General features: G+C 67.4%; 26 protein-coding genes. 12 read left to right on the top strand and 14 right to left on the bottom strand.

All coding sequences use genetic code 11. The features are described from left to right. The first annotated feature begins 175 nt into the window (after positions 1-175). Positions 176-439, top strand: coding sequence for a PilZ domain-containing protein (locus tag ACFPU0_RS11285; protein ID WP_377693070.1), 264 nt, complete (start codon positions 176-178; stop codon positions 437-439). Positions 440-540: 101 nt separating this feature from the next. Here ACFPU0_RS11285 and ACFPU0_RS11280 read toward each other — a convergent pair whose 3' ends face one another. The 6 genes from ACFPU0_RS11280 to def all read right to left on the bottom strand — a co-directional run bounded on the left by ACFPU0_RS11280 (position 541) and on the right by def (position 6743). Next, entirely contained in the window at positions 541-864 is a 324-nt protein-coding gene (locus ACFPU0_RS11280; RefSeq protein WP_377693068.1) for a tetratricopeptide repeat protein, read from the bottom strand. Positions 865-900: 36 nt separating this feature from the next. Further along, entirely contained in the window at positions 901-2415 is a 1515-nt protein-coding gene (locus ACFPU0_RS11275; protein ID WP_377693067.1) for a TrkH family potassium uptake protein, read from the bottom strand. 127 nt (positions 2416-2542) lie between these two features. Further along, the gene (trkA, locus tag ACFPU0_RS11270) at positions 2543-3916 is read right to left on the bottom strand and encodes a Trk system potassium transporter TrkA (RefSeq protein ID WP_377693066.1); all 1374 of its coding nucleotides are present in this window, start codon (positions 3914-3916) and stop codon (positions 2543-2545) included. 11 nt (positions 3917-3927) lie between these two features. Further along, positions 3928-5241, bottom strand: coding sequence for a 16S rRNA (cytosine(967)-C(5))-methyltransferase RsmB (gene rsmB, locus ACFPU0_RS11265; RefSeq protein ID WP_377693065.1), 1314 nt, complete (start codon positions 5239-5241; stop codon positions 3928-3930). Next, on the bottom strand, positions 5238-6182 hold the full coding sequence (gene fmt / locus ACFPU0_RS11260) for a methionyl-tRNA formyltransferase (protein ID WP_377693064.1): 945 nt from the start codon (positions 6180-6182) through the stop codon (positions 5238-5240). Before fmt ends, rsmB begins: the two co-directional genes overlap by 4 nt. A gap of 54 nt (positions 6183-6236) precedes the next feature. Further along, positions 6237-6743, bottom strand: coding sequence for a peptide deformylase (gene def, locus ACFPU0_RS11255; RefSeq protein ID WP_377693063.1), 507 nt, complete (start codon positions 6741-6743; stop codon positions 6237-6239). 141 nt (positions 6744-6884) lie between these two features. Between def and ACFPU0_RS11250 the strand changes: the two genes are divergently transcribed. From ACFPU0_RS11250 to ACFPU0_RS11240, 3 genes are all read left to right on the top strand, one after another. Beyond that, positions 6885-7910, top strand: a complete 1026-nt coding sequence (locus ACFPU0_RS11250; protein WP_377693062.1) for a LysM peptidoglycan-binding domain-containing protein — start codon at positions 6885-6887, stop codon at positions 7908-7910. An 84-nt stretch (positions 7911-7994) separates the two neighbouring features. Continuing rightward, positions 7995-9089 (top strand): DNA-processing protein DprA, encoded by a 1095-nt coding sequence (gene dprA, locus ACFPU0_RS11245; protein WP_377693061.1) that lies wholly within the window; start codon positions 7995-7997, stop codon positions 9087-9089. Positions 9090-9130: 41 nt separating this feature from the next. Next, positions 9131-9685 carry an L-threonylcarbamoyladenylate synthase gene (locus tag ACFPU0_RS11240; protein WP_377693060.1) on the top strand — a complete coding sequence of 185 codons (555 nt, stop codon included), beginning with the start codon at positions 9131-9133 and terminating at the stop codon, positions 9683-9685. On the opposite strand, the gene ACFPU0_RS11235 is transcribed toward ACFPU0_RS11240, so the two are convergent. Continuing rightward, entirely contained in the window at positions 9675-10652 is a 978-nt protein-coding gene (locus ACFPU0_RS11235) for an NADPH:quinone reductase (RefSeq protein ID WP_377693059.1), read from the bottom strand. The genes ACFPU0_RS11240 and ACFPU0_RS11235 overlap by 11 nt on opposite strands. Before the next feature lie 136 nt (positions 10653-10788). On the opposite strand from ACFPU0_RS11235, the gene hemF reads away from it, so the two are divergent. Both hemF and aroE read left to right on the top strand, forming a co-directional pair. Beyond that, positions 10789-11709 carry an oxygen-dependent coproporphyrinogen oxidase gene (gene hemF / locus ACFPU0_RS11230; protein WP_377693058.1) on the top strand — a complete coding sequence of 307 codons (921 nt, stop codon included), beginning with the start codon at positions 10789-10791 and terminating at the stop codon, positions 11707-11709. Then, a complete protein-coding gene (gene aroE, locus ACFPU0_RS11225) occupies positions 11709-12533 on the top strand; it encodes a shikimate dehydrogenase (protein ID WP_377693057.1) in 825 nt (274 codons plus the stop codon). The genes hemF and aroE overlap by 1 nt, the downstream gene beginning before the upstream one ends. A 109-nt stretch (positions 12534-12642) precedes the next feature. Here the strand turns inward: aroE and ACFPU0_RS11220 are convergent, their stop codons facing one another. From ACFPU0_RS11220 to betC, 3 genes are all read right to left on the bottom strand, one after another. Then, complete coding sequence (locus tag ACFPU0_RS11220; RefSeq protein ID WP_377693055.1) at positions 12643-14202, bottom strand: SulP family inorganic anion transporter; 1560 nt, start codon at positions 14200-14202, stop codon at positions 12643-12645. A gap of 137 nt (positions 14203-14339) precedes the next feature. Continuing rightward, a complete protein-coding gene (gene choX, locus ACFPU0_RS11215; RefSeq protein ID WP_377693054.1) occupies positions 14340-15266 on the bottom strand; it encodes a choline ABC transporter substrate-binding protein in 927 nt (308 codons plus the stop codon). Positions 15267-15277: 11 nt separating this feature from the next. Further along, positions 15278-16783, bottom strand: coding sequence for a choline-sulfatase (betC, locus tag ACFPU0_RS11210; RefSeq protein WP_377693053.1), 1506 nt, complete (start codon positions 16781-16783; stop codon positions 15278-15280). 111 nt (positions 16784-16894) lie between these two features. Here betC and ACFPU0_RS11205 point away from each other — a divergent pair, with 111 nt between their 5' ends. Then, positions 16895-17848, top strand: coding sequence for a choline sulfate utilization transcriptional regulator (locus ACFPU0_RS11205; RefSeq protein WP_377693052.1), 954 nt, complete (start codon positions 16895-16897; stop codon positions 17846-17848). Then, positions 17845-18213: a DOPA 4,5-dioxygenase family protein gene (locus tag ACFPU0_RS11200; protein WP_377693051.1), complete on the top strand. Its 369-nt coding sequence runs from the start codon at positions 17845-17847 to the stop codon at positions 18211-18213. The genes ACFPU0_RS11205 and ACFPU0_RS11200 overlap by 4 nt, the downstream gene beginning before the upstream one ends. Before the next feature lie 191 nt (positions 18214-18404). Here the strand turns inward: ACFPU0_RS11200 and trpA are convergent, their stop codons facing one another. Continuing rightward, positions 18405-19214, bottom strand: coding sequence for a tryptophan synthase subunit alpha (trpA, locus tag ACFPU0_RS11195; RefSeq protein WP_377693050.1), 810 nt, complete (start codon positions 19212-19214; stop codon positions 18405-18407). Next, complete coding sequence (gene trpB, locus ACFPU0_RS11190) at positions 19211-20419, bottom strand: tryptophan synthase subunit beta (protein ID WP_377693049.1); 1209 nt, start codon at positions 20417-20419, stop codon at positions 19211-19213. The genes trpA and trpB overlap by 4 nt, the downstream gene beginning before the upstream one ends. Before the next feature lie 147 nt (positions 20420-20566). Between trpB and ACFPU0_RS11185 the strand changes: the two genes are divergently transcribed. The 4 genes from ACFPU0_RS11185 (at position 20567) to ACFPU0_RS11170 (ending at position 23280) form a co-directional block, all read left to right on the top strand. Continuing rightward, on the top strand, positions 20567-21457 hold the full coding sequence (locus ACFPU0_RS11185; protein ID WP_377693048.1) for a LysR family transcriptional regulator: 891 nt from the start codon (positions 20567-20569) through the stop codon (positions 21455-21457). A 59-nt stretch (positions 21458-21516) separates the two neighbouring features. Next, positions 21517-21732, top strand: coding sequence for a dodecin (locus ACFPU0_RS11180; RefSeq protein WP_377693047.1), 216 nt, complete (start codon positions 21517-21519; stop codon positions 21730-21732). Positions 21733-21888: 156 nt separating this feature from the next. Then, the gene (locus tag ACFPU0_RS11175; RefSeq protein WP_377693046.1) at positions 21889-22113 is read left to right on the top strand and encodes a DUF1161 domain-containing protein; all 225 of its coding nucleotides are present in this window, start codon (positions 21889-21891) and stop codon (positions 22111-22113) included. 168 nt (positions 22114-22281) lie between these two features. Further along, positions 22282-23280, top strand: a complete 999-nt coding sequence (locus tag ACFPU0_RS11170; RefSeq protein WP_377693045.1) for an LLM class flavin-dependent oxidoreductase — start codon at positions 22282-22284, stop codon at positions 23278-23280. Positions 23281-23289: 9 nt separating this feature from the next. On the opposite strand, the gene ACFPU0_RS11165 is transcribed toward ACFPU0_RS11170, so the two are convergent. Then, positions 23290-23712: a hypothetical protein gene (locus tag ACFPU0_RS11165; protein ID WP_377693044.1), complete on the bottom strand. Its 423-nt coding sequence runs from the start codon at positions 23710-23712 to the stop codon at positions 23290-23292. Positions 23713-23765: 53 nt separating this feature from the next. Beyond that, the gene (locus tag ACFPU0_RS11160; RefSeq protein ID WP_377693043.1) at positions 23766-24179 is read right to left on the bottom strand and encodes a hypothetical protein; all 414 of its coding nucleotides are present in this window, start codon (positions 24177-24179) and stop codon (positions 23766-23768) included. Positions 24180-24195: the final 16 nt, after the last annotated feature.

Genomic DNA, 24195 nt, shown 5'->3' with positions numbered 1-24195 from the left:
GATACGATCAATCGGCTTAGCCGTATGACCTGAACCGCCGTATACGGAACCGTACGTACGGTGGTGTGAGAGGACGGTGGGGGCGACCCCACCTCCTACTCGATTGGGGGAGGGTTGTTCCAGATCTGATACACCGTTAACGTCGGCAGCTCACCGGCTCAGGACGATGCGATCCATGGCGAACCAGCGGCAATTTCCCCGAACTCCGATGAAATGCAGGATCAAGATCAGCCACCCGAGTTTCGGCGAACTGATCGCCCAGACCCGCGACCTGTCCGATGGCGGTGTCTATGTCCGCCATCCCGACCTCACCGCCCTCTCCGTTGGCAGCATTGTCCGTGGCCAGGTACAGGATCTGCCCATGGAGGCACCTGTCCTGGAAATGGAAGTGATACGGATCGATGCCGAAGGGGCCGGATTGCGATTCCTGGAGGCTTGATATCCCGCAGGGCGAACTTCGTCTCGATCGGGGGCCTGACCAGGCGCGATGCTTGGTCGGGGCAGGTCGGGATTTGCTGCGCTCAGCGCCAACCTACGGGATCAGGATGACGCAGCGTCGCGCTTGTCCAGGCGCTTGAGGAACACGGTCATTTCCTTTTCCGCCTGCTTGTCGCCATGCGCCTGGGCGGCTGCGAGGCCTTCGGTCCAGGCGGTGCGGGCGGCGGCGAGGTCGCCGTCGGCCTCCAGGGCCTTGCCCAGCAGCTTCCAGGCGGCGGAGTACTTGGGGTCCTGCTCGACGCAGCGGCGCAGGTGTTCGGCGGCCGTGGCCGCGTCGCCCTGGTCGAGGTACGCCTTGCCCAGGCCGAAGCGCAGCAGCGGATTGTCGACGCCCTTGGCCAGCATCTTTTCCAGTGATTCGATCATGCTCTGCTCTCCTCTGTGGGCCCGTCATTGTGCCAGCTAGAAGCGCCAGAAGGCCGGGCTGAGGAGGATCAGCAGGGAGAACACTTCCAGCCGGCCGAGCACCATGGCCAGGCTCAGCACCAGCTTGGCACCGTCGGGCAGGTTGGCATAGTGCAGGGCCGCCTCGCCCAGGGCCGGGCCGAGGTTGTTCATGCAGGAGGCCAGCACCGAAAAGGCTGTCAGCTGGTCCAGGCCGAGGGCCAGCAGGACCAGCAGGAGCACGACGAAGGTCACCAGGTAGATGGAGCAGAAGCCCCAGACCGACTCCACCACCCGGTCCGGCACGTGGCGGCGGCCGAGCTTGACGCTGAACACGCCGTTGGGGTGCAGCAGGCGCTGGAACTCGCGGATGCCCTGGCGATAGACCAGCAGGATGCGCATCACCTTCATGCCGCCGCCGGTGGAGCCGGCGCAGGCGCCGATGAAGGTGGTGTAGAGCAGCAGGTAGGGCAGCAACGTCGGCCAGCTGCTGAAGTCGGCCAGGCCGAAGCCGGTGGTGGTGGCGATGGACACCACCATGAAGGCGGCGTAGCGCAGGGACTGGGCAGGTGTTTCATAGTGCTGGTGGAGGATCAGGGTGGCCGCGCAGATGACGAACACCGCGCTCAGCAGTAGCAGGTAGCTGCGGCATTCGGCGTCACGCAGGTAATGGCGCAGGCTGCGCTGGCGCCAGGCGAGGAAATGCAGGCCGAAATTGATCCCGGAAATGACCAGGAAGAACATGCAGATCAGCTCGATCAGCGGGCTGTCGAAGTAGCCGATGCTGGCGTCGTGGGTGGAGAAGCCGCCGATGGCGATGGTCGAGAAGCTGTGGCCGATGGCGTCGAACAGGCTCATGCCGGCGGCCCAGTAGGCCAGGGCGCAGGCCAGGGTCAGCCCGCAGTAGAGCAGCCAGAGGGTCTTGGCGGTTTCGGCGATGCGCGGCGAGAGCTTCTGCTCCTTCAGCGGGCCGGGCATTTCCGCGCGGTACAGCTGCATGCCGCCGATGCCGAGCATCGGCATGATGGCCACCGCCAGCACGATGATGCCCATGCCGCCGAACCACTGCAGTTGCTGGCGGTAGTAGAGGACCGCCCGCGGCAGCTGGTCGAGGCCGGTGAGGACGGTGGCTCCGGTAGTGCTGATGCCGGAGACGGACTCGAACAGCGCATCGACCCAGCTCATGCGCGGCGTGTCGACGAGCAGGAAAGGGATGCTGCCGAAGCTGCCGAGCACTATCCAGAACAGCGCGGTGATCAGGTAGCCGTCGCGGATCTTCAGTTCCTCGCGGGCGCCGCGCACCGGCAACCAGGTCAGCAGGCCGATGGCAAGGGTGATCAGCAGGGCGAGGAGGAAGCCGCGCCAGGCGCCCTCGGCGTAATACAGGTCGATCAGCAGCGGCGGCAGTTGGGTGCAGCTGAACAGCATCAGCAGCACGCCGAGGATGCGCAGGATCGCCGCGCGGCGGCTGGCGCGGGTAGGCGTCGGCGACGGCCTGAGGCGAGTCGGGTGAGGGTATCTGAGGCTGGACATGGCGCGGCTGGGTTCGGCGATGCAGGGGGCCGAACCCTAACCCAGGGCCCAGGAGGTGGCTGTAGGCCCGGGCCGAAATGGCCCGGGAATCATCCTCGAGCCATGTCGGTCTCTGTCGGGGGTGAACTCAGAAGAAGGTCAGGCCCACCTGGAACAGGCGCTCCGCATCGCGGATGTACTTCTTGTCCACCAGGAACAGGATCACGTGGTCGCCGGACTCGATCACGGTGTCGTCGTGGGCGATCAGCACTTCCTCGTCACGGATGATGGCGCCGATGGTGGTGCCCGGCGGCAGGGCGATCTCCTCGATCATCTTGCCCACCACCTTGCTCGACTTGGCGTCGCCGTGGGCGATGGCTTCGATGGCCTCGGCCGCGCCACGGCGCAGGGAGTGCACGCTGACGATGTCGCCACGGCGCACGTGGGTCAGCAGGGTGCCGATGGTGGCCAGCTGCGGGCTGATGGCGATGTCGATGTCGCCGCCCTGCACCAGGTCCACGTAGGCCGGGTTGTTGATGATGGTCATCACCTTGCGCGCGCCCAGGCGCTTGGCCAGCAGCGAGGACATGATGTTGGCCTCGTCGTCGTTGGTCAGGGCGAGGAAGATGTCCGCGTCGTTGATGTTCTCCTCCACCAGCAGGTCGCGGTCGGAGGCGCTGCCCTGCAGCACCACGGTGCTGTCCAAGGTCTCCGAGAGGTGCCGGCAGCGCGCCGGGTTCATCTCGATGATCTTCACCTGGTAGCGGCTCTCGATGGCTTCGGCCAGGCGCTCGCCGATATGGCCGCCGCCGGCGATCACCACGCGCTTGTAGCTGTCTTCCAGGCGGCGCAGTTCGCTCATCACCGAGCGGATATGGGCCTTGGCGGCGATGAAGAAGACTTCGTCGTCGGCCTCGATCACGGTATCGCCCTTGGGCAGGATCGGCCGGTTGCGGCGGAAGATGGCCGCCACGCGGGTGTCCACGTTGGGCATGTGCTCGCGGATCTGGCGCAGCTCCTGGCCCACCAGCGGGCCGCCGTAGTACGCCTTGACCCCCACCAGCTGGGCCTTGCCCTCGGCGAAGTCGATCACCTGCAGGGCGCCGGGGTACTCGATCAGGCGCTTGATGTAGTTGGTCACCACCTGTTCCGGGCTGATCAGCACGTCCACCGGAATGGCTTCGTTGTCGAACAGGCCGGAACGGGTCAGGTAGGCCGCCTCGCGCACGCGGGCGATCTTGGTGGGGGTGTGGAAGAAGGTGTAGGCCACCTGGCAGGCGACCATGTTCACCTCGTCGCTGTTGGTCACCGCCACCAGCATGTCGGCGTCGTCGGCGCCGGCCTGGCGCAGCACCGTGGGGAAGGAGCCGCGGCCATGCACCGTGCGAATGTCGAGGCGGTCGCCGAGGTCGCGCAGACGGTCGCCGTCGGTGTCGACCACCGTGATGTCGTTGGCCTCGCCAGAAAGGTGTTCGGCGAGCGTACCGCCCACCTGGCCCGCGCCGAGAATGATGATCTTCACTGCTAGCTCCGTTAGCCGCGAGATGAGGCGGCGATCTTGATCAGCTTGGCATAGTAGAACCCGTCATGGCCGCCGTCCTGCGCCAGCAATTGGCGGCCGTGGGGTTGCTTCAATCCGTAGGGTCCGGGGATATCCAGCTCGCGGGCACCGGGGGTGCGAGCGAGGAAGGCGGCGATGTTGTCGCTGTTTTCCATGGGCAGGGTGGAACAGGTGGCATAGAGCAGCACGCCACCCACCTCGAGCGTTCCCCAGAGGGCATCCAGCAGTTCGCTCTGGAGCTGGGCCAGGGCGGGAATGTCGTCCGCCTGGCGGGTCAGCTTGATGTCCGGGTGGCGGCGGATCACGCCGGTGGCCGAACAGGGCGCGTCGAGGAGGATGCGCTGGAAGGGCCTGCCGTCCCACCAACGGGCGGTATCGCGGCCGTCGGCGGCGATCAGCCTGGCCTCCAGGCCGAGGCGCTCGAGGTTCTCGCGCACCCGCGCCAGGCGGCTTTCCTCCAGGTCCACCGCCACCACTTCGGCGAGCTTCGGCTCGGCCTCCAGCAGGTGGCAGGTCTTGCCGCCGGGGGCGCAGCAGGCGTCCAGCACGCGCTGGCCGGGGGCCAGTTCCAGCAGGTCGGCGGCCAGTTGCGCGGCTTCGTCCTGCACGCTGACGCGGCCTTCGGCGAAGCCCGGCAGGGTCTTCACGTCGCGGGCTTCGGCCAGGCGGATGCCGTCGCGGCTGAAGGTGCAGGGCTCGGCGGCGATGCCGGCCTGCTGCAGTTCGGCCAGGTAGGCATCGCGGCTGCCGTGGCGGCGGTTGACCCGCAGGATCAGCGGCGGGTGGGCGTTGTTGGCGGCGCAGACCGCTTCCCAGTGCTCCGGCCAGGCGGCTTTCAAGGCCTTCTGCAGCCAGCGCGGGTGGGCGGTACGGGCGGCCGGGTCGCGTTCCAGCTCGGCGAAGATCGCCTCGCCCTGGCGCTGGGCATTGCGCAGCACGGCGTTGAGCAGGCCCTTGGCCCAGGGCTTCTTCAACTTGTCCACGCAGCCGACGGTTTCGCCGATGGCGGCATGGGCGGGAATGCGCGTGTAGAAAAGCTGGTAGAGGCCCACCAGCAGCAGGGCTTCCACGTCCTTGTCGGCGGCCTTGAAGGGTTTCTGCAGCAGGCGCTCGGCGAGCATCGCCAGGCGCGGCTGCCAGCGGGCGGCGCCGAAGGCCAGGTCCTGGGCCAGGGCGCGGTCGCGCGGCTCCACCTTGTCCAGCTGGGGCGGCAGGCTGCCACCGAGGGACGCCTTGCCGGAGAGGACCGCGGCCAGGGCGCGGGCGGCAGCGAGACGCGGATTCATGCGCCCAGCACCTTGCCCACGGCGAACTGCTCGCGACGGCTGTTGAACAGGTCGGCGAAGGCCAACGGCTTGCCGCCGGGTAGCTGCAGGCGGGTAAGGAGCAGGGCGCCTTCGCCGCAGGCCACGGTCAGGCCGTCCTTGCTGGCGGCGAGGATCTGCCCGGGCTGGCCCCGGCCTTCGCCGAGGGCGGCGGCCAGCACCTTCAGCGGTTCACCGCCGAGGCTGCTGTGGCAGATGGGCCAGGGATTGAAGGCCCGCACCAGGCGCTCCAGCTCGATGGCCGGGCGGCTCCAGTCCAGGCGCGCTTCGTCCTTGTTCAGCTTGTGGGCGTAGTTGGCCAGGGCATCGTCCTGCACCTCGCCTTTCAGGGTGCCGGCAGCCAGGCCTTCGATGGCTTCCAGCACGGCCTGCGGGCCGAGTTGGGCGAGGCGGTCGTGCAGGCTGCCGCCGGTGTCCTCGGAGGTGATCAGGGTGGTGACCTTGAGCAGCATGGGGCCAGTGTCCAGGCCCGCTTCCATCTGCATCACGGTGACTCCGCTCTCGGCATCCCCGGCCTGTACCGCGCGCTGGATCGGCGCGGCACCGCGCCAGCGCGGCAGCAGCGAGGCGTGGCTGTTGATGCAGCCCAGGTGCGGGGTGTCCAGCACGACCTGGGGCAGGATCAGGCCGTAGGCCACCACCACCATCAGGTCGGCACCCAGCGCCTTGAGCTCGGCCTGGGCGGCAGGATCGCGCAGTGTGGGCGGCTGCAGCACCGGAATGCCGTGCTCCAGCGCGAGCTGCTTGACCGGGCTGGGCATCAGCTTCTGGCCACGGCCGGCTGGCCGGTCCGGCTGGGTGTAGACGGCGATTACCTGGTGACGGGAATCGAGCAGGGCTTTGAGGTGTTCGGCGGCAAACTCCGGGGTGCCGGCGAAGACAAGGCGCAAAGGCTGGGTCATGGCTACTCGCTAAAAGAAAAAGGCTTGCCGGAGCAAGCCTTTGGAGATCGGGGATCAAGCGTGCTGGCGGTGCTGTTTTTCCAGCTTCTTCTTGATGCGGTCGCGCTTCAGGGACGACAGGTAGTCGACGAAGAGCTTGCCGTTGAGGTGGTCGCACTCGTGCTGGATGCACACGGCGAGCAGGCCTTCGGCGATCAGTTCGAACGGCTGGCCGTCGCGGTCCAGGGCCTTGATCTTCACCTTCTGCGGGCGGTCGACGTTCTCGTAGAAACCCGGTACCGAGAGGCAGCCTTCCTGGTACTGGTCCACCTGCTCGGTCAGGACTTCGAACTCGGGGTTGATGAAGACCCGGGGTTCCGACTTGTCTTCCGACAGATCCATCACCACCACGCGCTTGTGCACGTTCACCTGGGTGGCGGCGAGGCCGATACCCGGTGCGGCGTACATGGTTTCGAACATGTCGTCGATCAGCGTACGGATGGAATCGTCCACCACGTCCACCGGTTTGGCGATGGTACGCAGGCGCGGATCGGGGAATTCGAGAATGTTCAGAATCGCCATATGCGTTTGTGATGCACTTGTGGAATAAGTTGAAAATCCGCTGCTAAGATGGTGAGCAGCATTGAAAAACGGCTGCAGAGCCCGGTTGGGGCGGCTCTCAGGGCGTTTCATGTGAATGAACATAATAAAGGGATTCACCGCATGAGGAAATCACTACTCGCCCTGCTGCTCCTGGCCGCCAGTGGCCTGACCCAGGCCGCGGTGGAACTCAAGGAAGGGCATCCGGAGCGCTATACCGTGGTCCGGGGCGACACGCTCTGGGACATCTCCGGCAAATTCCTCCGCCAGCCGTGGAAGTGGCCGGAAATCTGGCACGCGAATCCGCAGATCGAGAACCCGCACCTGATCTACCCCGGTGACGTGCTCAGCCTGGTCTACGTCGACGGCCAGCCGCGCCTGATGCTGAATCGCGGTGCATCCCGCGGCACCATCAAGCTCTCGCCCCAGGTGCGCAGCACGCCGATGGCCGAAGCCATCCCGACCATCCCGCTGGAAGCCATCAACGCCTTCCTGCTGACCAACCGCATCATTGACGACCCCAAGGAATTCGAGGCCGCGCCCTATATCGTCGCCGGCAATGCCGAGCGCGTGGTCAGCGGCGCCGGTGACCGCGTCTATGCCCGTGGCAGTCTCTCCCAGGAGCAGCCCGCCTACGGTATCTTCCGCCAGGGCAAGACCTACCTCGATCCGGATACCCAGGAATTCCTCGGCATCAACGCCGACGATATCGGCGGCGGCGAGATGGTGGCCACCGAAGGCGATATCGGCACCCTGCAACTGACTCGCTCCACCCAGGAAGTGCGCCTGGGCGACCGCCTGTTCCCCACCGAGGAACGTGCGATCAACTCCACCTTCATGCCCAGCGCGCCGGACCGCGACGTCAGCGGCATCATCCTGGACGTGCCGCGTGGCGTGACCCAGATCGGCCAGTTCGACGTAGTCACCATCAACAAGGGCAGGCGCGACGGCCTGGTGGAAGGTAACGTGCTGGCGGTCTACAAGACCGGTGAAACCGTGCGTGACCGCGTGACCGACGAATCCATCAAGATCCCGGACGAGCGCGCCGGCTTGCTGATGGTGTTCCGCACTTACGACAAGCTCAGCTACGGCTTGATCCTCGCCGCCACCCGCCAGCTCGCGGTGATGGACAAGGTACACAACCCGTAACACCTCCAAGCCCCCGCCCTGCGGGGGCTTGTTGTATTGGTGGCGGTCCTGCCGCATTGGCGGCGCGATCAAGGATCGATCGACATGCCATCAATCTCCCCCGCCGAACTGGAAGCCCGCCTGCGCCTGCACCGCCTCCCCGAACTCGGCCCCGCCCGATTCCACCGCCTGATCCAGGCCTTCGGCAGCGCCTCTGCCGCCCTCAGCGCGCCCGCTTCCGCCTGGCGCTCCCTGGGCCTGCCGGAAGCCTCCGCTGACCTGCGCCGCAGCCCGGATATCCGTGATGCCGCCGCCCACGCCCTCGCCTGGCTGGAGCGGCCGGGCCACCGGCTGCTGTGTTGGGACGACCCCGCCTACCCCGCCCTGCTCGCCGAGCTGGCCAACGCGCCGCCGCTGCTCTTCGTCGCCGGCGATGTCGCGCTGCTGGAGCGCCCGCAGCTGGCCATGGTGGGCAGCCGGCGTGCCTCGGCCGCCGGCCTGGACACCGCCCGCGCCTTCGCCCGCAGCCTCGCCGGCGGCGGCTTCGTCATCACCAGCGGCCTGGCCCTGGGCATTGACGGCGCCGCCCATCTCGGCGCGCTGGAGTCCGGCGGCGCCACCGTGGCGGTGCTTGGCACCGGCCTCGAGCGCCTCTACCCCAATCGCCACCGTGGCCTGGCTGCGCGCATCGTCGAAGCGGGCGGAGCCCTGGTCTCCGAACTGCCCCTGGACTGCCCGCCTCATCCCGCCAACTTTCCGCGCCGCAACCGCATCATCAGCGGCCTGTCCCTCGGCGTGCTGGTGGTGGAGGCCAGCCCCTCCAGCGGATCGCTGATCACCGCACGGCTGGCCGCCGAACAGGGCCGCGAGGTCTATGCCATTCCCGGCTCCATCCACCACCCCGGTGCCCGCGGCTGCCACCAGCTGATCCGCGAGGGCGCGACCCTGGTGGAGACGGTGGAGGACATACTCGAAGCGCTCCGTGGTTGGCAGGCCGTGGCTCCCGGACCCCGGGCCGAGGCGGTGGAGCAGGTGGATCATCCCCTGCTCGAGCTGTTGCGCGCGGCGCCCTACAGCAGCGAAGCGCTGGCGGTGGCCAGTGGCTGGGAATTGCCACGCCTGCTCGCCGAACTCACCGACCTCGAACTTGAGGGCCATATAGCCCGCGAGGCGGGCTGCTGGGTGCATCGTCGAGGTTGAGCCTTGTACACTTTGCCGATCAGATCATGCGGGAGCGGGTGATGGTCAGCAGTTGGCGAGTGCAGCAGGTGGCGCGCGTGGTGCGTGAGGGTGGGGTCATCGCCTACCCCACGGAGGCGGTCTGGGGGCTGGGTTGCGATCCCTGGAACGAAGACGCGGTGTATCGCCTGCTGGCGCTCAAGGAACGTCCCGTGGAAAAGGGATTGATCCTGGTGGCGGACAACATCTGCCAGTTCGACTTCCTCCTCGAAGGCCTGCCGGACGCCTGGATCGACAAGCTCGCCAGCACCTGGCCGGGTCCCAACACCTGGCTGGTGCCGCACCAGGATCTGTTGCCGGAATGGATCACCGGTCGGCACGACAGCGTCGCCCTGCGCGTCAGCGACCATCCGCTGGTGCGTGATCTCTGCGCCCTCACCGGCCCGCTGGTGTCCACCTCCGCCAACCCCGCCGGCCGCCCTTCCGCCTATTCGCGCCTGCGGGTACAGCAGTATTTCGGTGACGCCCTGGACGCGGTGCTGGGTGGCGCCCTCGGCGGGCGCCGCAACCCCAGCGTGATCCGCGACCTGGTCAGCGGACGGGTGCTCAGGGGATAAGCACGGTCGAACCGGTGGTCTGGCGTGCCGCCAGGGCGCTGTGGGCCTTGGCGGCATCGGCCAGGGCGAAGCGCTGGTTGATCTCCACCTTGATGCGGCCATCGGCGATCAGCGCGAACAGCTCGTCGGCCATCGCCTGCAGGCGCTCCGGCGTACTCGCATAGCCGAACAGGGTCGGCCGGGTGACGTAGAGCGAGCCCTTCTGCGCCAGGATGCCCAGGTTGACGCCGGTCACCGGTCCCGAGGCATTGCCGAAGCTCACCAGCAGGCCGCGCGGTGCCACGCAATCCAGGGAGGTTTCCCAGGTATCCTTGCCCACCGAGTCGTAGACCACCGGGCATTTGCCGCCATCGGTGAGCTCCAGCACCCGCTGCGCCACATTCTCATGGCTGTAGTCGATGGTCGCCCAGGCGCCGTTGGCCTTGGCCAGCGCGGCCTTCTCCGCCGAGCTGACGGTGCCGATCAGCTTCACCCCGAGGGCCCTGGCCCACTGGCAGGCGATCAGGCCCACACCGCCGGCGGCGGCGTGAAAGAGGATGGTTTCGCCGCCCTTCAGTTCGTAGGTCTGGCGCAGCAGGTACTGCACCGTCAGGCCCTTGAGCATCACCGCCGCCGCCTGTTCGAAGCCGATGCTGTCCGGCAGGCGCACCAGCTTGTCGGCCGGCAGCACGTGCAGTTCGCTGTAGGCGCCCAGCGGGCCGGTGGCATAGGCGACGCGGTCGCCCACCTTGAACTGGGTCACCGCGCTGCCCACGGCCTCCACTTCACCCGCGCCTTCGGTGCCCAGGCTGGTGGGAAAGGCCGGCGCCGGGTAGAGACCGCTGCGGTAGTAGGTGTCGATGAAGTTCAGGCCGATGGCGCGGTTGCGCACCCGCACTTCCTGCGGCCCCGGCTCCGCCGGCTGGTAGTCCGCATACTCGAGGACCTCCGGGCCGCCATAGGCGGAGAACTGGATGCGTTTGGCCATGCTTGCAACCTCCTGGTCGGAAAAGCTCTCATCCAACGCCTCGCCTTGACTCCCGTCAAGCCACCAGGGGCCTCGGGCGGTGGTATGCTTGCCTGCTCATTTTTCCGCCACCCCACCCGCTTCCAAGGTTGACCACGTGACTGACCGTATCGAGGCCGTGAAGGCCTACCTGCTCGATCTGCAAGACCGCATCTGCGCTGCCCTCGCAGCCGAGGACGGCAAGGCCGACTTCTTCGAGGACGCCTGGACACGTCCCGCCGGCGGCGGCGGCCGCACCCGGGTGATCGAGAACGGCGCGCTGATCGAAAAGGGCGGGGTGAACTTCTCCCACGTGTTCGGCGCCAACCTGCCGCCGTCAGCCAGCGCCCATCGTCCGGAACTGGCCGGGCGCGGCTTCCAGGCCCTCGGCGTGTCCCTGGTGATCCACCCGGAAAACCCCCACGTGCCCACCTCCCATGCCAACGTGCGCTTCTTCTGCGCCGAGAAGGAAGGCGAGGAGCCGGTCTGGTGGTTCGGCGGCGGCTTCGACCTGACCCCCTACTACGCGGTGGAAGAGGACTGCGTGCACTGGCACAAGGTCGCCCGCGATGCCTGCGCGCCCTTCGGCGCCGACGTCTATCCGCGCTACAAGGAGTGGTGCGACCGCTACTTCCACCTCAAGCACCGTAACGAGCCGCGCGGCATCGGTGGCCTGTTCTTCGACGACCTCAATCAGTGGGACTTCGACACCAGCTTCGCCTTCACGCGTGCCATCGGCGACGCCTACCTGGAGGCTTACCTGCCGATCCTGAAGAAGCGCAAGGACACCCCCTTCACCGAGCAGCAGCGCGAGTTCCAGGCCTTCCGCCGCGGCCGCTACGTGGAGTTCAACCTGGTGTTCGACCGCGGCACCCTGTTCGGCCTGCAGTCCGGCGGGCGCACCGAGTCCATCCTCATGTCCCTGCCGCCGCAGGTGCGCTGGGGTTACGACTGGAAGCCGGAGCCGGGCAGCGAGGAAGCGCGCCTGACCGAATACTTCCTGCAGGACCGCGACTGGCTGAAGGAGGCGGGCGTCTGATGGACCGCTACTGCGTCTTCGGCAATCCCATCGGCCACAGCAAGTCGCCGCTGATCCACGGCCTGTTCGCCGAACAGACCGGCGAGAAGCTCAGCTACGAAGCCGTACTGGCGCCCCTGGATGACTTCAGCGGCTGCGCCCGGCAATTCTTCTCCACGGGCAAGGGCGGCAATGTCACCGTGCCCTTCAAGGAGCAGGCCTACCAACTGGCCGACAGCCTGAGCGCCCGCGCCCGGCGCGCCGGTGCGGTGAACACCCTGAAGAAACTGGATGACGGCAGCCTGCTCGGTGACAACACCGACGGCGCCGGCCTGGTCCGCGACCTGACCCGCAACGCCGGGCTGTCCCTCGCCGGCAAGCGCATTCTGCTGCTGGGCGCCGGTGGCGCTGCGCGGGGGGTGATCGAGCCACTGCTGGCGGAACGGCCGGCGGCCCTGGTGATCGCCAACCGCACCGTGGAAAAGGCCGAGGCCCTGGCCCAGCTGTTCGCCGACCTGGGGCCGGTGTCCGCCGCCGGCTTCGACTGGCTGGAAGAGCCGGTGGACCTGATCATCAACGGCACCTCGGCGAGCCTCGCCGGCGACCTGCCGGCCATCTCGCCGAGCCTGATCAAGCCTGGCCACACGGTCTGCTACGACATGATGTACGGCAAGGAGCTGACCGCCTTCAACCGCTGGGCCAGCGAGCACGGCGCCGCGCGCACCCTCGATGGCCTGGGCATGCTGGTGGAGCAGGCCGCCGAAGCCTTCCTGCTCTGGCGCGGCGTGCTGCCGGACAGCACACCGGTGCTGGCCGAACTGCGCCGCCAACTGGCGCAGGGCTGAGGCCTTACCCGACTGTAGGAGCGAGCTTGCTCGCGAAGCTCTTGTGCTCACCCCATTCGCGAGCAGAGCTCGCTCCTACAAGTGGTCTTCAGCCCACCGGGCATTGACCCTACCCCTCGATCAGCAGGGCGCTGCCCTCGCCTTCCAGCTTGCGCAGCTCCCGCTCCACCTGTGGCCGGGCCCGGCGCAGCACCAGGCTGCGGCCCTCCCCGCCCAGGCGCCGGGCTTCCTCATGGAGCATGCTCACCCCGGCGTAGTCGATGAAATTCACATGGTGGGCGTCCAGCACCAGCCGCCCGGCGCGGCTGCGCTGGATCAGCTTCTGCAGGTAAGGGCAGGCGCCGAAGAAGATCGAGCCCTCGATGCGCAGCACCTCGGCATCCCCTTCCCGCGCCTGCAGCACCCGTGGCTGCGAGGTGCGCTTGAGGTAGAAGAACAGCGATGCCAGCACCCCGGTGTAGATCGCCGTCTGCAGCTCCAGCAACAGGGTGGCGGCGCAGGTCAGCGCCATCACCGCGAACTCCGCGCGACTGACCCGCCAGAGCTGGCGGACGCTGCGCATGTCCAGCAAGCCCCAGCAGATCAGCAGGATGCTCGCGGCCATCGCCGGCAGCGGGATATGGGCGATCAGCCGGGCTCCCAGCAGGGCGAACAGCGCCACCCAGAGCGCCGAGAACACCCCGGCCAGCGATGAGCGGGCGCCGGCCTGGAGGTTCAGTGCGGAACGGGTGAAGGAACCCGCCGAGAGGTAACCGGAGAACCAGGCGCCGACCAGGTTGGACAGGCCCTGGCCACGGGTTTCCTGATTGGCGTCCAGCACCTGCCGCGACTGGCTGGCCAGGGCGCGGGCGATGGACAGGCTGGTGACCAGCCCGAGCAGGCCGCAGGCCACGGCCGAGGGCAGCAGGCGCAGCGCGTCCTCGGCATCGAGGCGGATCGAAGCCAGCGGCGGCAGGCTGCCGCTGAAGGGCTGTACCAGCGCGACGCCGGCGAAGATTCCAGGCGCTGCCAGCACCAGCAGGCTGCCGCCGACGATGCCGATCAGCAGCGCCGGCAGGCGCGGCCACAGGCTGCGCACCAGGATCGACAGGCCCAGGGTGAAGGCTGCCACCAGCAGCGAAGGCCAGTGCACCTCACGGATGTGCCCGGCCAGCGCCAGGGCGCTTTGCCAGGCGGTGGCGCGCCCTTCCAGGTTGGCCAGGCCGAGCAGGTTCGGCACCTGGCCGAGGGCGATCACCAATGCCGCGCCCAGGGTGAAGCCGAGCACCACCGACTGGGAGACGAAGTTGGCCAGGGAGCCGAGGCGCAGAATCCCGAGCAGCCACTGGAAGACGCCGGCGAGAAAGGTCAGCAGCAGCACCAGGCCGATGTAGTCCTGGCTGCCAGGCAGGGCGAGCGGGCTGACACTGGCGAAGAGCACCACCGAAATGGCCGCCGTAGGCCCGCAGATCAGGTGCCGCGAGGAGCCCCAGAGGCAGGCGATGATCACCGGCACCACCGCCGCATAGAGCCCGTACTCCGCCGGCAGCCCGGCGATCAGCGCATAGGCGATGGACTGCGGCAGGGCGAGGATTGCGCCGGTCAGCCCCACCAGGGCGTCGCGGCCGAGGCCGCGTGGGCGGACGGTGGGCAGCCAGGCGAGGAAGGGGAAGAGGGTGGCGAGTTTCACGTTGGGCGTGGCTCTTGTAGGGGCGAATTCATTCGCCAAGCAGGCCGAAGGTCTGCCATTCGGGAGCGGCAAGGGGCAGCTGCGCTGCCCTTGGCGAATGAATTCGCCCCTGCAGGCAAGGTCCGCCCCCACCGGGTTCAGAGCCTCGCCTGCACCGCCGCCAGCCCGTCGCCGCCGTCACGGGTGGTCACGCCCTGCAGCCAGCCCTCGACCGTCGCCGGGTTGGCCTTGAGCCAGGCCTTCACCGCGGTGTCGTTGTTGGCCTTGCCGTTGAGCACCTGGTCCATGATCGCGTTCTCCATCTCCTGGGTGAACTGCAGGTTCGCCAGCAGCTTGCCCACGTTCGGGCACTGTGCGGCGTAGCCCTTGCGCGCCAGGGTGTTCACGCTGCCGCTTTCGCCGAAGTACTTCTCGCCACCCTTGAGGTAGGCCATGTCGTACTGCACATTCATCGGGTGCGGGGTCCAGCCGAGGAAGACCACGAACTGCTGGCGCTTCACCGCCCTGCCCACCTGCACCAGCATCGCCTGCTCGCTGGACTCCACCAGCTTCCAGTCGCCCAGGCCGAATTCGTCCTTGGCGATCATCTGGCGGATCGACTCGTTGGCCGGGGAGCCGGAGGCGATGCCGTATAGCTTGCGATCGAACTTGTCGGCGAACTTGTCCAGGTCGGCGAAGGTTTTCACCCCTGCGTCATGGGCATAGCGCGGCACGGCCAGGGTGTACTCGGTGCCGCTGAGGTTCTGCGCCACCTTGTCGACGCTGCCGGCGGCGACGAACTTGTCGTAGTTGCTCTGCTGGGCCGGCATCCAATTGCCGAGGAAGGCGTCGATCTGCCCCTTGTGCAGGCCGGCGAAAATGATCGGCACCGCCAGGGTCGGGGTTTCGGTGCGATAGCCCAGGCCGTCCAGCAGGAAGCGCGCCACGCCGTTGGTCACGGCGATATCGCTCCAGCCCGGGTCGCCCAGCTTCACGGTGGCGCAACTGGCGTCTTCGGCCTGGGCGTTGAACGCCATGCCGGTCAGCAGCAGACCACCGGCGAGCACTGCATTGATCGTCTTCATGGGTCGATTCCTCAGGGTTGGGGGAAGCGCGCGCGGCGCTCCAGGTCGTCCAGGTCGATATGGTTGCGCATGTACTGCTGGCTCGCGTCGACGAAGGGCTGGTGGTCCCAGCTCTTCAACTTGCCGTGGGTCAGGGCTTCTGCGACGAAACGGCGGCGGCGCTGGCTGGCCAGGGTGGCTTCGGCGATCACCGGTATATCCCAGCGGGCGCGGGCTTCGTCGAGGAAGGCCGCGAGCAAGGGCTGGTGGTCCGGCGAAGCGGCCAGGTTTTCCAGTTCCTGCGGGTCGTTGGCCAGGTCGAAGAGCAGGCAGGGGTCTTCTTCCGAGTAGATGAACTTGTACGGCCCGCGACGGATCATCATCAGCGGACTGGTGGTGCCTTCGGCAATGTACTCGCCCAGCACCTCGTCATGCCCGCCCTGCCCCTGCAGGTGCGGCAGCAGCGAGCGGCCGTCCAGCGGCAGGCCCCGCTCCAGTTCGCCGCCTGCCAGCTCCACCAGGGTGGGCAGCAGGTCGACGGTGGAGACGGAGGATTTCACCCGGGCGGCGGCGAAGCGCGCCGGGGCGTGCACCAGCAGCGGCACGCGCGCGGCCATCTCGAACCAGTGCATCTTGTACCAGAGGCCGCGCTCGCCAAGCATGTCGCCGTGGTCGCCGGAGAAGACGATGATGGTGTCCTGTTCCAGGCCGCAGTCCGCCAGGGTCTTGCGCAGGCGGCCGACCTGTTCGTCGACGTAGCTGCAGGCGCCGTAGTAGGCGCGCCGGGCGTCGCGGACCTTGTGCTCGGGCAGCGGCTTGCCCCAGAGGTCGATGACCTTCAGCAGGCGCCGGGAGTGCGGGTCCTGCTCGGCATCGGCGAGATGCACGCGGGGCAGCTCGATGTCCTCGTCGCGGTACAGGTCCCAGTACTCGGTCGGGATGGTGTAGGGATCGTGGGGATGGGTCAGCGAGACGGTCAGGCAGAACGGCTGCTCGGCGTGTTCGCGCACATGGTCGTAGAGGTACTGGCGCGCCTTGAACACCACCTCTTCGTCGAAATCAAGCTGGTTGGTGCGTACGCAGGGGCCGGCCTGCAGCACCGAGGACATGTTGTGGTACCAGCTCGGGCGCACGTCCGGCTCGTCCCAGTTCACCGCCCAGCCATAATCCGCCGGATAGATATCGCTGGTCAGGCGCTCCTCGTAGCCGTGCAACTGGTCGGGGCCGCAGAAGTGCATCTTGCCCGACAGCGCGGTGCGGTAGCCCAGGCGGCGCAGGTGATGGGCGTAGGTGGGCACGTCGGCGGGGAAGTCGGCGGCGTTGTCGTAGGCGCCGATCTTCGACGGCAGCTGGCCGCTCACCAGGGTGAAGCGCGAGGGCGCGCAGAGCGGGCTGTTGCAGTAGGCCGAATCGAAGACCACGCCTTCGGCGGCGAGGCGCGACAGGTTCGGCACCTTGATTGGTGAAGGGGCGTAGAAAGGCAGCAGCGGCGCGGCCATCTGGTCGGCCATGATGAAGAGGATGTTGGGGCGTTTCATCGTTCGCTTATCCATACTGTCGAATTATGCGAAAGTGCTGGAAACGATGATTGCGCCAGACAATCTCTTGGTAAACCGCACGGTGGGACATGGCTCGGATAAGCATTCCTTATGGCAGAACTACAACCTGAACTCTCCCTGGACCTGCTGCGGGTGTTCGAATCCGCCGCCCGCCACCTGAGCTTCACCGCCGCCGCGGTGGAGCTGGGCACCACCCAGCCGGCGGTCAGCCAGCAGATCCAGCGCCTGGAAAAGCAGCTGGCGACCCGCCTGTTCGACCGCGTCTACCGCGGTATCGAGCTGACCGATGCCGGCCGGCTGCTGTTCCTGCATGTTCAGGAGGGCCTGCAGGCCATCGGCGCCGGGCTCGAGGCCATCGGCTCGCGGCCGCAGCACGAGGTGCTGCAGGTGGCCACCGACTTCGCCTTCGCCGCCTACTGGCTGATGCCGCGCCTGCATCGTTTCCACGAAGCGAACCCGGAGATCGACGTCAGCATCGTCACCAGCGATCGCACCATGAACATGCTGCGCTCGGAGGTGGACATCGCCATCGCCTTCGGCGACGGCCGCTTCAAGCACGGCGAGGCGCTGCTGCTGTTCCGCGAGGAAGTCTTCCCCATCTGCAGCCCGCGCCTGCTGGCCGGGCGCGACTGGCCGCTGCCGGTGGCGGAACTGGCGAAGCTGCCGCTGCTGCACCTCAAGCCCGAAGTGCGCACTCGCTGGTTCGACTGGAGCGCACTGTTCCGCGCTCTCGGCATTGCCCAGCCGCCGGGCTCGGGCACGCTGCGCTTCGACAACTACACCCTGCTGATCCAGGCCGCCATCGCTGGCCAGGGTGTGGCCATCGGCTGGCGCTACCTGGTGGACGACCTGCTCGACCAGGGCCTGCTGGTGCCCCTGCTGGACAGCAGCGTGAGTTCGGATTTCGGCTATTACCTGGTGCAGCCCGAGCGCAAGCGCCGCGCGCGGCTGATGAAATGCTTCGTCGACTGGCTGCAGCAGGAACTCGGCGACGAGGCCCGCCAGGCCCAGCTCATCAAGCATCGCGAAGGAATTGCCATATGACCCAGACGCCCACCCCACGGATCAAGGGCTTCCACGCCCACGTCTACTTCGATGCCTCGACCCTAGGCCAGGCCCGCGCCCTCTGCGAGGAAGCGGCCCGGCGTTTCCCCCTGAAGATGGGCCGCGTCCACGAAAAGCCGGTCGGCCCGCACCCCGACTGGAGCTGCCAGCTGGCCTTCAAGCCCGAGCTGTTCGGCGAGGTGATTCCCTGGCTGGCGCTGCACCGCGACGGCCTCACGGTGCTGGTGCACCCCATCACCGGCAGCGACCTGCGCGACCACCGCGACTACCCCATGTGGATGGGCGCGATGCGGCCGCTGGACCTGAGCCACCTGGAAGACGGCGCGATCGAGTACGACCTGTAGCGACGGTGTTCAGGGCTTAGCTCGTAGGATGGGTAGAGCGGAGCGAAACCCATGCGGGCGTGCTCGAGATTCGATGGGTTTCGCAGGCTCGCGGAACGCCGCCCGACCCATCCTACGGGGCTCTGTGCTCGCACATGAAAAAGCCGCTGTTCCCGTGAGGGACAGCGGCTTTTCCATGCCTTGGGCGTGAATCAGGCGCGGGCGTTGCGCACGCCTTCGGCGAGGGTCTTGCAGAGACCGAGGACGCCGTCCACCGCTTGTTGCGGAGTCGTGGCATTGGCGATCTGGTCCACCAGGGCGGAGCCCACCACCACACCGTCGGCCAGCCTGGCGACGTTGGCGGCATGCTCGGCGGTGCGGATGCCGAAGCCGATGGCCACCGGCAGCTGGGTGTGGCGGCGCAGGCGGGCGACGGCTTCCTGCACATGCTCCAGGGTGGCGGAACCGGCGCCGGTCACGCCGGCCACCGAGACGTAGTAGACGAAACCGGAGCTGCCTTCGAGCACCACCGGCAGGCGCTGGTCGTCGGTGGTCGGGGTGGTCAGGCGGATGAAGTCGATGCCGGCGGCCTGGGCCGGGTGGCAGAGGTCTTCGTTGTGCTCCGGCGGCAGGTCGACCACGATCAGGCCGTCCACGCCGGCTGCCTTGGCATCGGCGATGAAGCGGTCCACGCCGTAGTAGTGGATGGGGTTGAAGTAGCCCATCAGCACCAGCGGGGTGGCCTGGTTGCCGGCGCGGAATTCGCGGACCATCTGCAGGGTCTTGGCCAGGTTCTGCTTGCCGCCCAGGGCGCGGATGTTGGCCAGCTGGATGGACGGGCCGTCAGCCATCGGGTCGGTGAAGGGCATGCCCAGTTCGATGACGTCGGCACCGGCCTCCGGCAGGCCCTTGAGGATGGCCAGGGAAGCGTCGTAGTTCGGGTCGCCGGCAGTGACGAAGGTCACCAGGGCGGCGCGGTTCTGTTCTTTCAGCTCGGCAAAGCGGGTCTGCAAGCGGCTCATGCCTTCTGCTCCTGTTGCATGTGATGCATCACGGTTTGCATGTCCTTGTCGCCACGGCCGGAGAGGTTGACCACCATGATGTGGTCCTTCGGCAGGTTCGGCGCACGCTTGAACACTTCGGCCAGGGCGTGGGAGCTCTCCAGGGCCGGGATGATGCCTTCCAGGCGGCAGCAGGTGTGGAAGGCGGCCAGGGCTTCGTCATCGGTGATCGAGGTGTACTCGACGCGGCCGATGTCGTGCAGCCAGGCGTGTTCCGGGCCGATACCGGGGTAGTCCAGGCCGGCGGAAATCGAGTGGGCGTCGATGATCTGGCCGTCCTCGTCCTGCAGCAGGAAGGTGCGGTTGCCGTGCAGCACGCCCGGGACGCCGCCGTTGAGGCTCGCCGCGTGCTTGCCGGTCTCGATACCGTGGCCGGCGGCTTCCACGCCGACGATCGCAACGCTCTCGTCATCGAGGAAGGGGTGGAACAGGCCCATGGCGTTGGAGCCGCCGCCGATGCAGGCGACCAGCGAGTCGGGCAGGCGGCCCTCCTTCTCGGCCAACTGCTCGCGGGTTTCCTTGCCGATCACCGCCTGGAAGTCGCGGACCATGGCCGGATAGGGGTGCGGGCCGGCGACGGTGCCGATCAGGTAGAAGGTGGTGTCGACGTTGGTCACCCAGTCGCGCAGGGCTTCGTTCATCGCGTCCTTCAGGGTGCCGGTGCCGGCGGTGACCGGGATCACCTCGGCGCCCAGCAGCTTCATGCGGAAGACGTTGGCCTGCTGGCGGTCGATGTCGGTGGTGCCCATGTAGATCACGCATTGCAGGCCGAAGCGCGCGGCCACGGTGGCGGTGGCCACGCCGTGCATGCCGGCGCCGGTCTCGGCGATGATGCGCTGCTTGCCCATGCGCTTGGCCAGGAGGATCTGGCCGATGCAGTTGTTGATCTTGTGCGCGCCGGTGTGGTTCAGCTCTTCGCGCTTCAGGTAGATCTTCGCGCCGCCGCAGTGCTCGGTCAGGCGCTCGGCGAAATACAGCGGGCTCGGACGGCCGACGTAGTCGCGCTGGAAGTAGGCCAGCTCCTTCTGGAATTCCGGATCGTCCTTGGCCTTCTCGTATTCGCGGGCCAGGTCGTGGATCAGCGGCATCAGGGTCTCGGCGACGTACTGGCCGCCGAAGGCGCCGAACAGGCCCTTGGCGTCAGGGCCGGTGCGCAATGAAGTCATGGTGTGCTCCTGCTCTTGCTCCCCTCGCCCACCGGGGGAGGGCCGGGGCTGAGGGGGAAGTGGGTGATGGCGGCCATTCTACCGCTGGCCGGGCGGTGGAAAAGCGATTAGATTGCTTTCACCTGTCAGTAAAACTCACGGATCGCCATGAGCCGAGACCTGCCCCCGCTGAACGCCCTGCGCGCCTTCGAGGCCGCCGCCAGGCTGCAGAGCATCAGTCGTGCAGCCGACGAACTGCACGTGACCCACGGTGCGGTGAGCCGGCAGGTGCGGCTGCTGGAGGAGGAACTGGGCGTTGCGCTGTTCAGCAAGGATGGCCGGGGCGTAAAACTCACGGATGCCGGCCAGCGCCTGCGGGATGCCGCCGGCGACGCCTTCGAGCGCCTGCGCGGCGTCTGCGCCGACCTGCAGAAGCGCAGCGAGGATGCCCCCTTCGTCCTCGGCTGCCCGGGCAGCCTGCTGGCGCGCTGGTTCATCCCGCGCCTGGACCGGCTCAACCGCGAACTCCCCGAACTGCGCCTGCAGCTTTCCGCCAGCGAGGGCGAGCTGGACCCGCGCCGCCCCGGCGTCGATGCCACCCTGTGCTTCGCCGGGCCGCCCTGGCCGGCGGACATGCGCGTGTTCGAGCTGGCCGCCGAGTCCATCGGACCGGTGCTGAGCCCGCGCTACGCTCGTCACGACAAGCTTGCCGGCAGTCCCCCTGCGGTCCTGCTGGACGAAGCCCTGCTGCACACCGTGTCGCGTCCCCAGGCCTGGCCGCAGTGGGCCGGCGCCCAGGGGCTGGACCCGGCCAGGTTGCGCCTCGGCCAGGGCTTCGAGCATCTCTACTACCTGCTGGAGGCGGCGGTGGCGGGGCTCGGCGTGGCCATCGCGCCGCAGCAGCTGGTCGCCGACGAACTCGCTTCCGGCCGGCTGGTTGCGCCCTGGGGCTTCGCCGAGACTCCGGCGCGCCTGGCCCTCTGGGTGCCGGCGCGGCAGCTGGACCGTCGCGCCGAGCGCCTGGCTCTGTGGTTGCGCGAGGAACTGGCAGGCCGATAACGGCAATCTTGGCTAGCCTTGCTGGGGAACCCACCCGTGCCTGTCACAGGAGATGCGCCATGTCTGATCACCACACCTACAAGAAGATCGAGATCGTCGGATCCTCGCGCAACAGCATCGATGAGGCGATCAACAACGCCATAGTCGAAGCGGCGAGGACGATACGCAACATGGATTGGTTCGAGGTCGTGGAAACCCGTGGGCATATCGAGAACGGCCGGGTCGGCCACTACCAGGTGACCCTGAAGATCGGCTTCCGCATCAGCGACAGCTGAAGGCCGCTCCCGCGCCAAGCGGGAGAGCGGGGTGACGCACATCCTCTCTGGCCTGAATTCGGTTAGGCTCTGAGCGTCCGCCCCCGGCCTTTGTGGAAGAAGGCGGGGCGTGGATGGTTCTTGCGAGCCTTCAACCATCACGAGGGAGCGTTACCCATGAAGAAACTGCTGTTGGCCATCGGCCTGTTCAGCCTGGCTGGTTCGGCCTTCGCCGCCGTGAAGCCCTGCGAAGAGCTCAAGGCCGAGATCGACGCCAAGCTCAAGGCCAAGGGCGTCACCTCCTACAGCCTGGAAATCGTCGACAAGGGCAACTCCGCCGGCAAGCAGGTGGTGGGCACCTGCGACGGTGGCAGCAAGGAGATCGTCTACCAGCGCAACTGATCGCGCTCGATCCCCCGGGCCGGCTCCCCGCCGGCCCAATCCTTACCTTCTGGTGCCCTGGTTACCGAAAAGTGCCTTCTGGCGGCCTTTGCCGCCAATCCCTAGAGTAAGACCCACTGATTCACTCGGATATGGCTCCACGCCTGTCCCCTGCCAAGGTCTTATGCCATGCCCGTCCTTTCCAAGCTGCCCCTTTCCGTCCTCGATCTGGCGCCCGTGCGCGACCACGGCGGCGCCACTCAGGCCCTGCACAATTCCCTGGAGCTGGCCCGCCATGTGGAGCGCCTGGGCTTCTCCCGCTTCTGGGTGGCCGAGCACCACAACATGGACGGTATCGCCAGTTCCGCCACTGCCGTGCTGCTCGCCTATCTCGCCGGTGGCACGTCCAGCATCCGCCTGGGCTCGGGGGGCATCATGCTGCCCAACCATGCGCCGCTGGTGGTGGCCGAGCAGTTCGGCACCCTCGCCAGCCTCTATCCGGGCCGCATCGAACTGGGCCTGGGCCGTGCCCCGGGCGCCGACCACCTCACCGCCCGCGCCTTGCGCCGCGATCGTCTGGGCAGCGCCGACGATTTCCCGCAGGACGTCGAAGAGCTGGAAATGCTCCTCGGCCCGCGCCAGCCGGAGCAGAAGGTGATCGCCATGCCCGGCGTGGACACCAACGTGCCCATCTGGCTGCTCGGTTCCAGCCTGTTCAGCGCCCAGCTCGCCGGACAGAAGGGCCTGCCCTATGCCTTCGCCTCGCACTTCGCGCCGCGCTACATGCACGAGGCGATTCGCGTCTACCGCAATTACTTTCGCCCCTCGGCGGTACTGGAAAAGCCCTACGTGATGCTGGGTGTGCCCCTGGTGGCGGCGCCCACCGACGAAGAGGCGGAGTTCCTCGCCACCACCGTCTATCAGCGGGTGCTCGCCCTGATTCGTGGCGAAAGCCTGGTGCTGCGCCCGCCGGTAGAGAGCATGGCCGGTCGCTGGCTGCCCCACGAGAAGGATGCCGTGGGCAGTTTCCTCGCCATGGCCATGGTGGGCGGGCCGGAGAAGATTCGCGCGCGCCTCCAGGTGCTGCTGGAGCAGACCGACGCCGATGAGCTGATCTTCACCTGCGACCTCTACCAGCACGAACACAGGCTGCGCGCCTTCGACATCCTGGCCGGCCTGCGCGCCTAGCGGGCCGTTTCAGAAGGGCCCGCAGCGCGGGAAGATCTCGTGCCGGGCAAGGACCTTGCGGTTCTCGTCGTAGAGCCAGGCCCTTGGCTGGTTGGCGGCGTTGCGCGCTTCCACGCGGTAGCGCTGGCCGGCCTGGAAGTCGTCGTAGTGCAGTTCCATGTAGCAGGTCAGGACGGTGGGTTCGTTGTTCATGCTGAATCCACCGCCGCTGCCGATCTCGAACTGGTAGCGCAGCTCCAGCTCGTGCCTGCCGGGCAGCACCTGGTAGTAGCGGCCGTCATTCCAGCGCCTGCCGTCGAGGCGGTTGGCCATCAGGGTGTCGCTGGGATCGGGGCTGATGTCGATCCAGGCCATCCTTGGATCGGGGTCGGGCAGCTTGCTGGCGCAGGCGGTGAGGCTGGCCAGCAGCATCAGGGCCAACAGCGTGCGCATGGCGATTCTCCTCATGGGGTGAATGCACCCAGCATAACCCCATGTCGGAAACTTCAGACGTCGCCGCAGCGACTTTCCCGCGCCTTGGCCACTTCCCGGTTACTCTCGTCGTAGAGCCGCGCCCATGGGCGGAACCCGATGCCGCCGGCCTCCAGCTGGTAGCGCGCGCCAGCGGCGAAGTCCCCATAGGCCAGCTTCAGCAGGCAGGTACGGCGGTAGCTGGTGCTGCCCTGGCCGATGTCGTGGCCGCCTACCTCGAACTCCAGGCGCATTTCCAGTTCGTGTCTACCGGGGCTGACCTGGAAGAAGCGCGTGTCGGACAGGACCTGGTTGTCCACCTTGCTCGCCTGGAGCTGCTGGCCACCCTGCTGATCGAGGTCGATCCAGGCCAGGTTCGGATCGTGGCGGGGCATGAGCAGGGCACAGCCGCCGAGATTCAGCAGCAGGACAATCAGCAGAAGGCGCATGAAAGACTCCGGTCGA

The organism is Pseudomonas sp. GCM10022186 (assembly GCF_042656385.1).
GTDB lineage: Bacteria > Pseudomonadota > Gammaproteobacteria > Pseudomonadales > Pseudomonadaceae > Metapseudomonas.
Note: the sequence above shows the minus strand (reverse complement) of the source record. Positions and strands in the feature narration are given on the sequence as shown.

Coding starts and splice junctions, on each gene's coding strand:
- ACFPU0_RS11285 (WP_377693070.1), top strand. CDS start 176: ATGGCGAACCAGCGGCAATTTCCCCGAACTCCGATGAAATGCAGGATC.
- ACFPU0_RS11280 (WP_377693068.1), bottom strand. CDS start 864: ATGATCGAATCACTGGAAAAGATGCTGGCCAAGGGCGTCGACAATCCG.
- ACFPU0_RS11275 (WP_377693067.1), bottom strand. CDS start 2,415: ATGTCCAGCCTCAGATACCCTCACCCGACTCGCCTCAGGCCGTCGCCG.
- rsmB (WP_377693065.1), bottom strand. CDS start 5,241: ATGAATCCGCGTCTCGCTGCCGCCCGCGCCCTGGCCGCGGTCCTCTCC.
- fmt (WP_377693064.1), bottom strand. CDS start 6,182: ATGACCCAGCCTTTGCGCCTTGTCTTCGCCGGCACCCCGGAGTTTGCC.
- def (WP_377693063.1), bottom strand. CDS start 6,743: ATGGCGATTCTGAACATTCTCGAATTCCCCGATCCGCGCCTGCGTACC.
- ACFPU0_RS11250 (WP_377693062.1), top strand. CDS start 6,885: ATGAGGAAATCACTACTCGCCCTGCTGCTCCTGGCCGCCAGTGGCCTG.
- dprA (WP_377693061.1), top strand. CDS start 7,995: ATGCCATCAATCTCCCCCGCCGAACTGGAAGCCCGCCTGCGCCTGCAC.
- ACFPU0_RS11240 (WP_377693060.1), top strand. CDS start 9,131: ATGGTCAGCAGTTGGCGAGTGCAGCAGGTGGCGCGCGTGGTGCGTGAG.
- ACFPU0_RS11235 (WP_377693059.1), bottom strand. CDS start 10,652: ATGGCCAAACGCATCCAGTTCTCCGCCTATGGCGGCCCGGAGGTCCTC.
- aroE (WP_377693057.1), top strand. CDS start 11,709: ATGGACCGCTACTGCGTCTTCGGCAATCCCATCGGCCACAGCAAGTCG.
- choX (WP_377693054.1), bottom strand. CDS start 15,266: ATGAAGACGATCAATGCAGTGCTCGCCGGTGGTCTGCTGCTGACCGGC.
- betC (WP_377693053.1), bottom strand. CDS start 16,783: ATGAAACGCCCCAACATCCTCTTCATCATGGCCGACCAGATGGCCGCG.
- ACFPU0_RS11205 (WP_377693052.1), top strand. CDS start 16,895: ATGGCAGAACTACAACCTGAACTCTCCCTGGACCTGCTGCGGGTGTTC.
- ACFPU0_RS11200 (WP_377693051.1), top strand. CDS start 17,845: ATGACCCAGACGCCCACCCCACGGATCAAGGGCTTCCACGCCCACGTC.
- trpA (WP_377693050.1), bottom strand. CDS start 19,214: ATGAGCCGCTTGCAGACCCGCTTTGCCGAGCTGAAAGAACAGAACCGC.
- trpB (WP_377693049.1), bottom strand. CDS start 20,419: ATGACTTCATTGCGCACCGGCCCTGACGCCAAGGGCCTGTTCGGCGCC.
- ACFPU0_RS11185 (WP_377693048.1), top strand. CDS start 20,567: ATGAGCCGAGACCTGCCCCCGCTGAACGCCCTGCGCGCCTTCGAGGCC.
- ACFPU0_RS11180 (WP_377693047.1), top strand. CDS start 21,517: ATGTCTGATCACCACACCTACAAGAAGATCGAGATCGTCGGATCCTCG.
- ACFPU0_RS11175 (WP_377693046.1), top strand. CDS start 21,889: ATGAAGAAACTGCTGTTGGCCATCGGCCTGTTCAGCCTGGCTGGTTCG.
- ACFPU0_RS11170 (WP_377693045.1), top strand. CDS start 22,282: ATGCCCGTCCTTTCCAAGCTGCCCCTTTCCGTCCTCGATCTGGCGCCC.
- ACFPU0_RS11165 (WP_377693044.1), bottom strand. CDS start 23,712: ATGCGCACGCTGTTGGCCCTGATGCTGCTGGCCAGCCTCACCGCCTGC.
- ACFPU0_RS11160 (WP_377693043.1), bottom strand. CDS start 24,179: ATGCGCCTTCTGCTGATTGTCCTGCTGCTGAATCTCGGCGGCTGTGCC.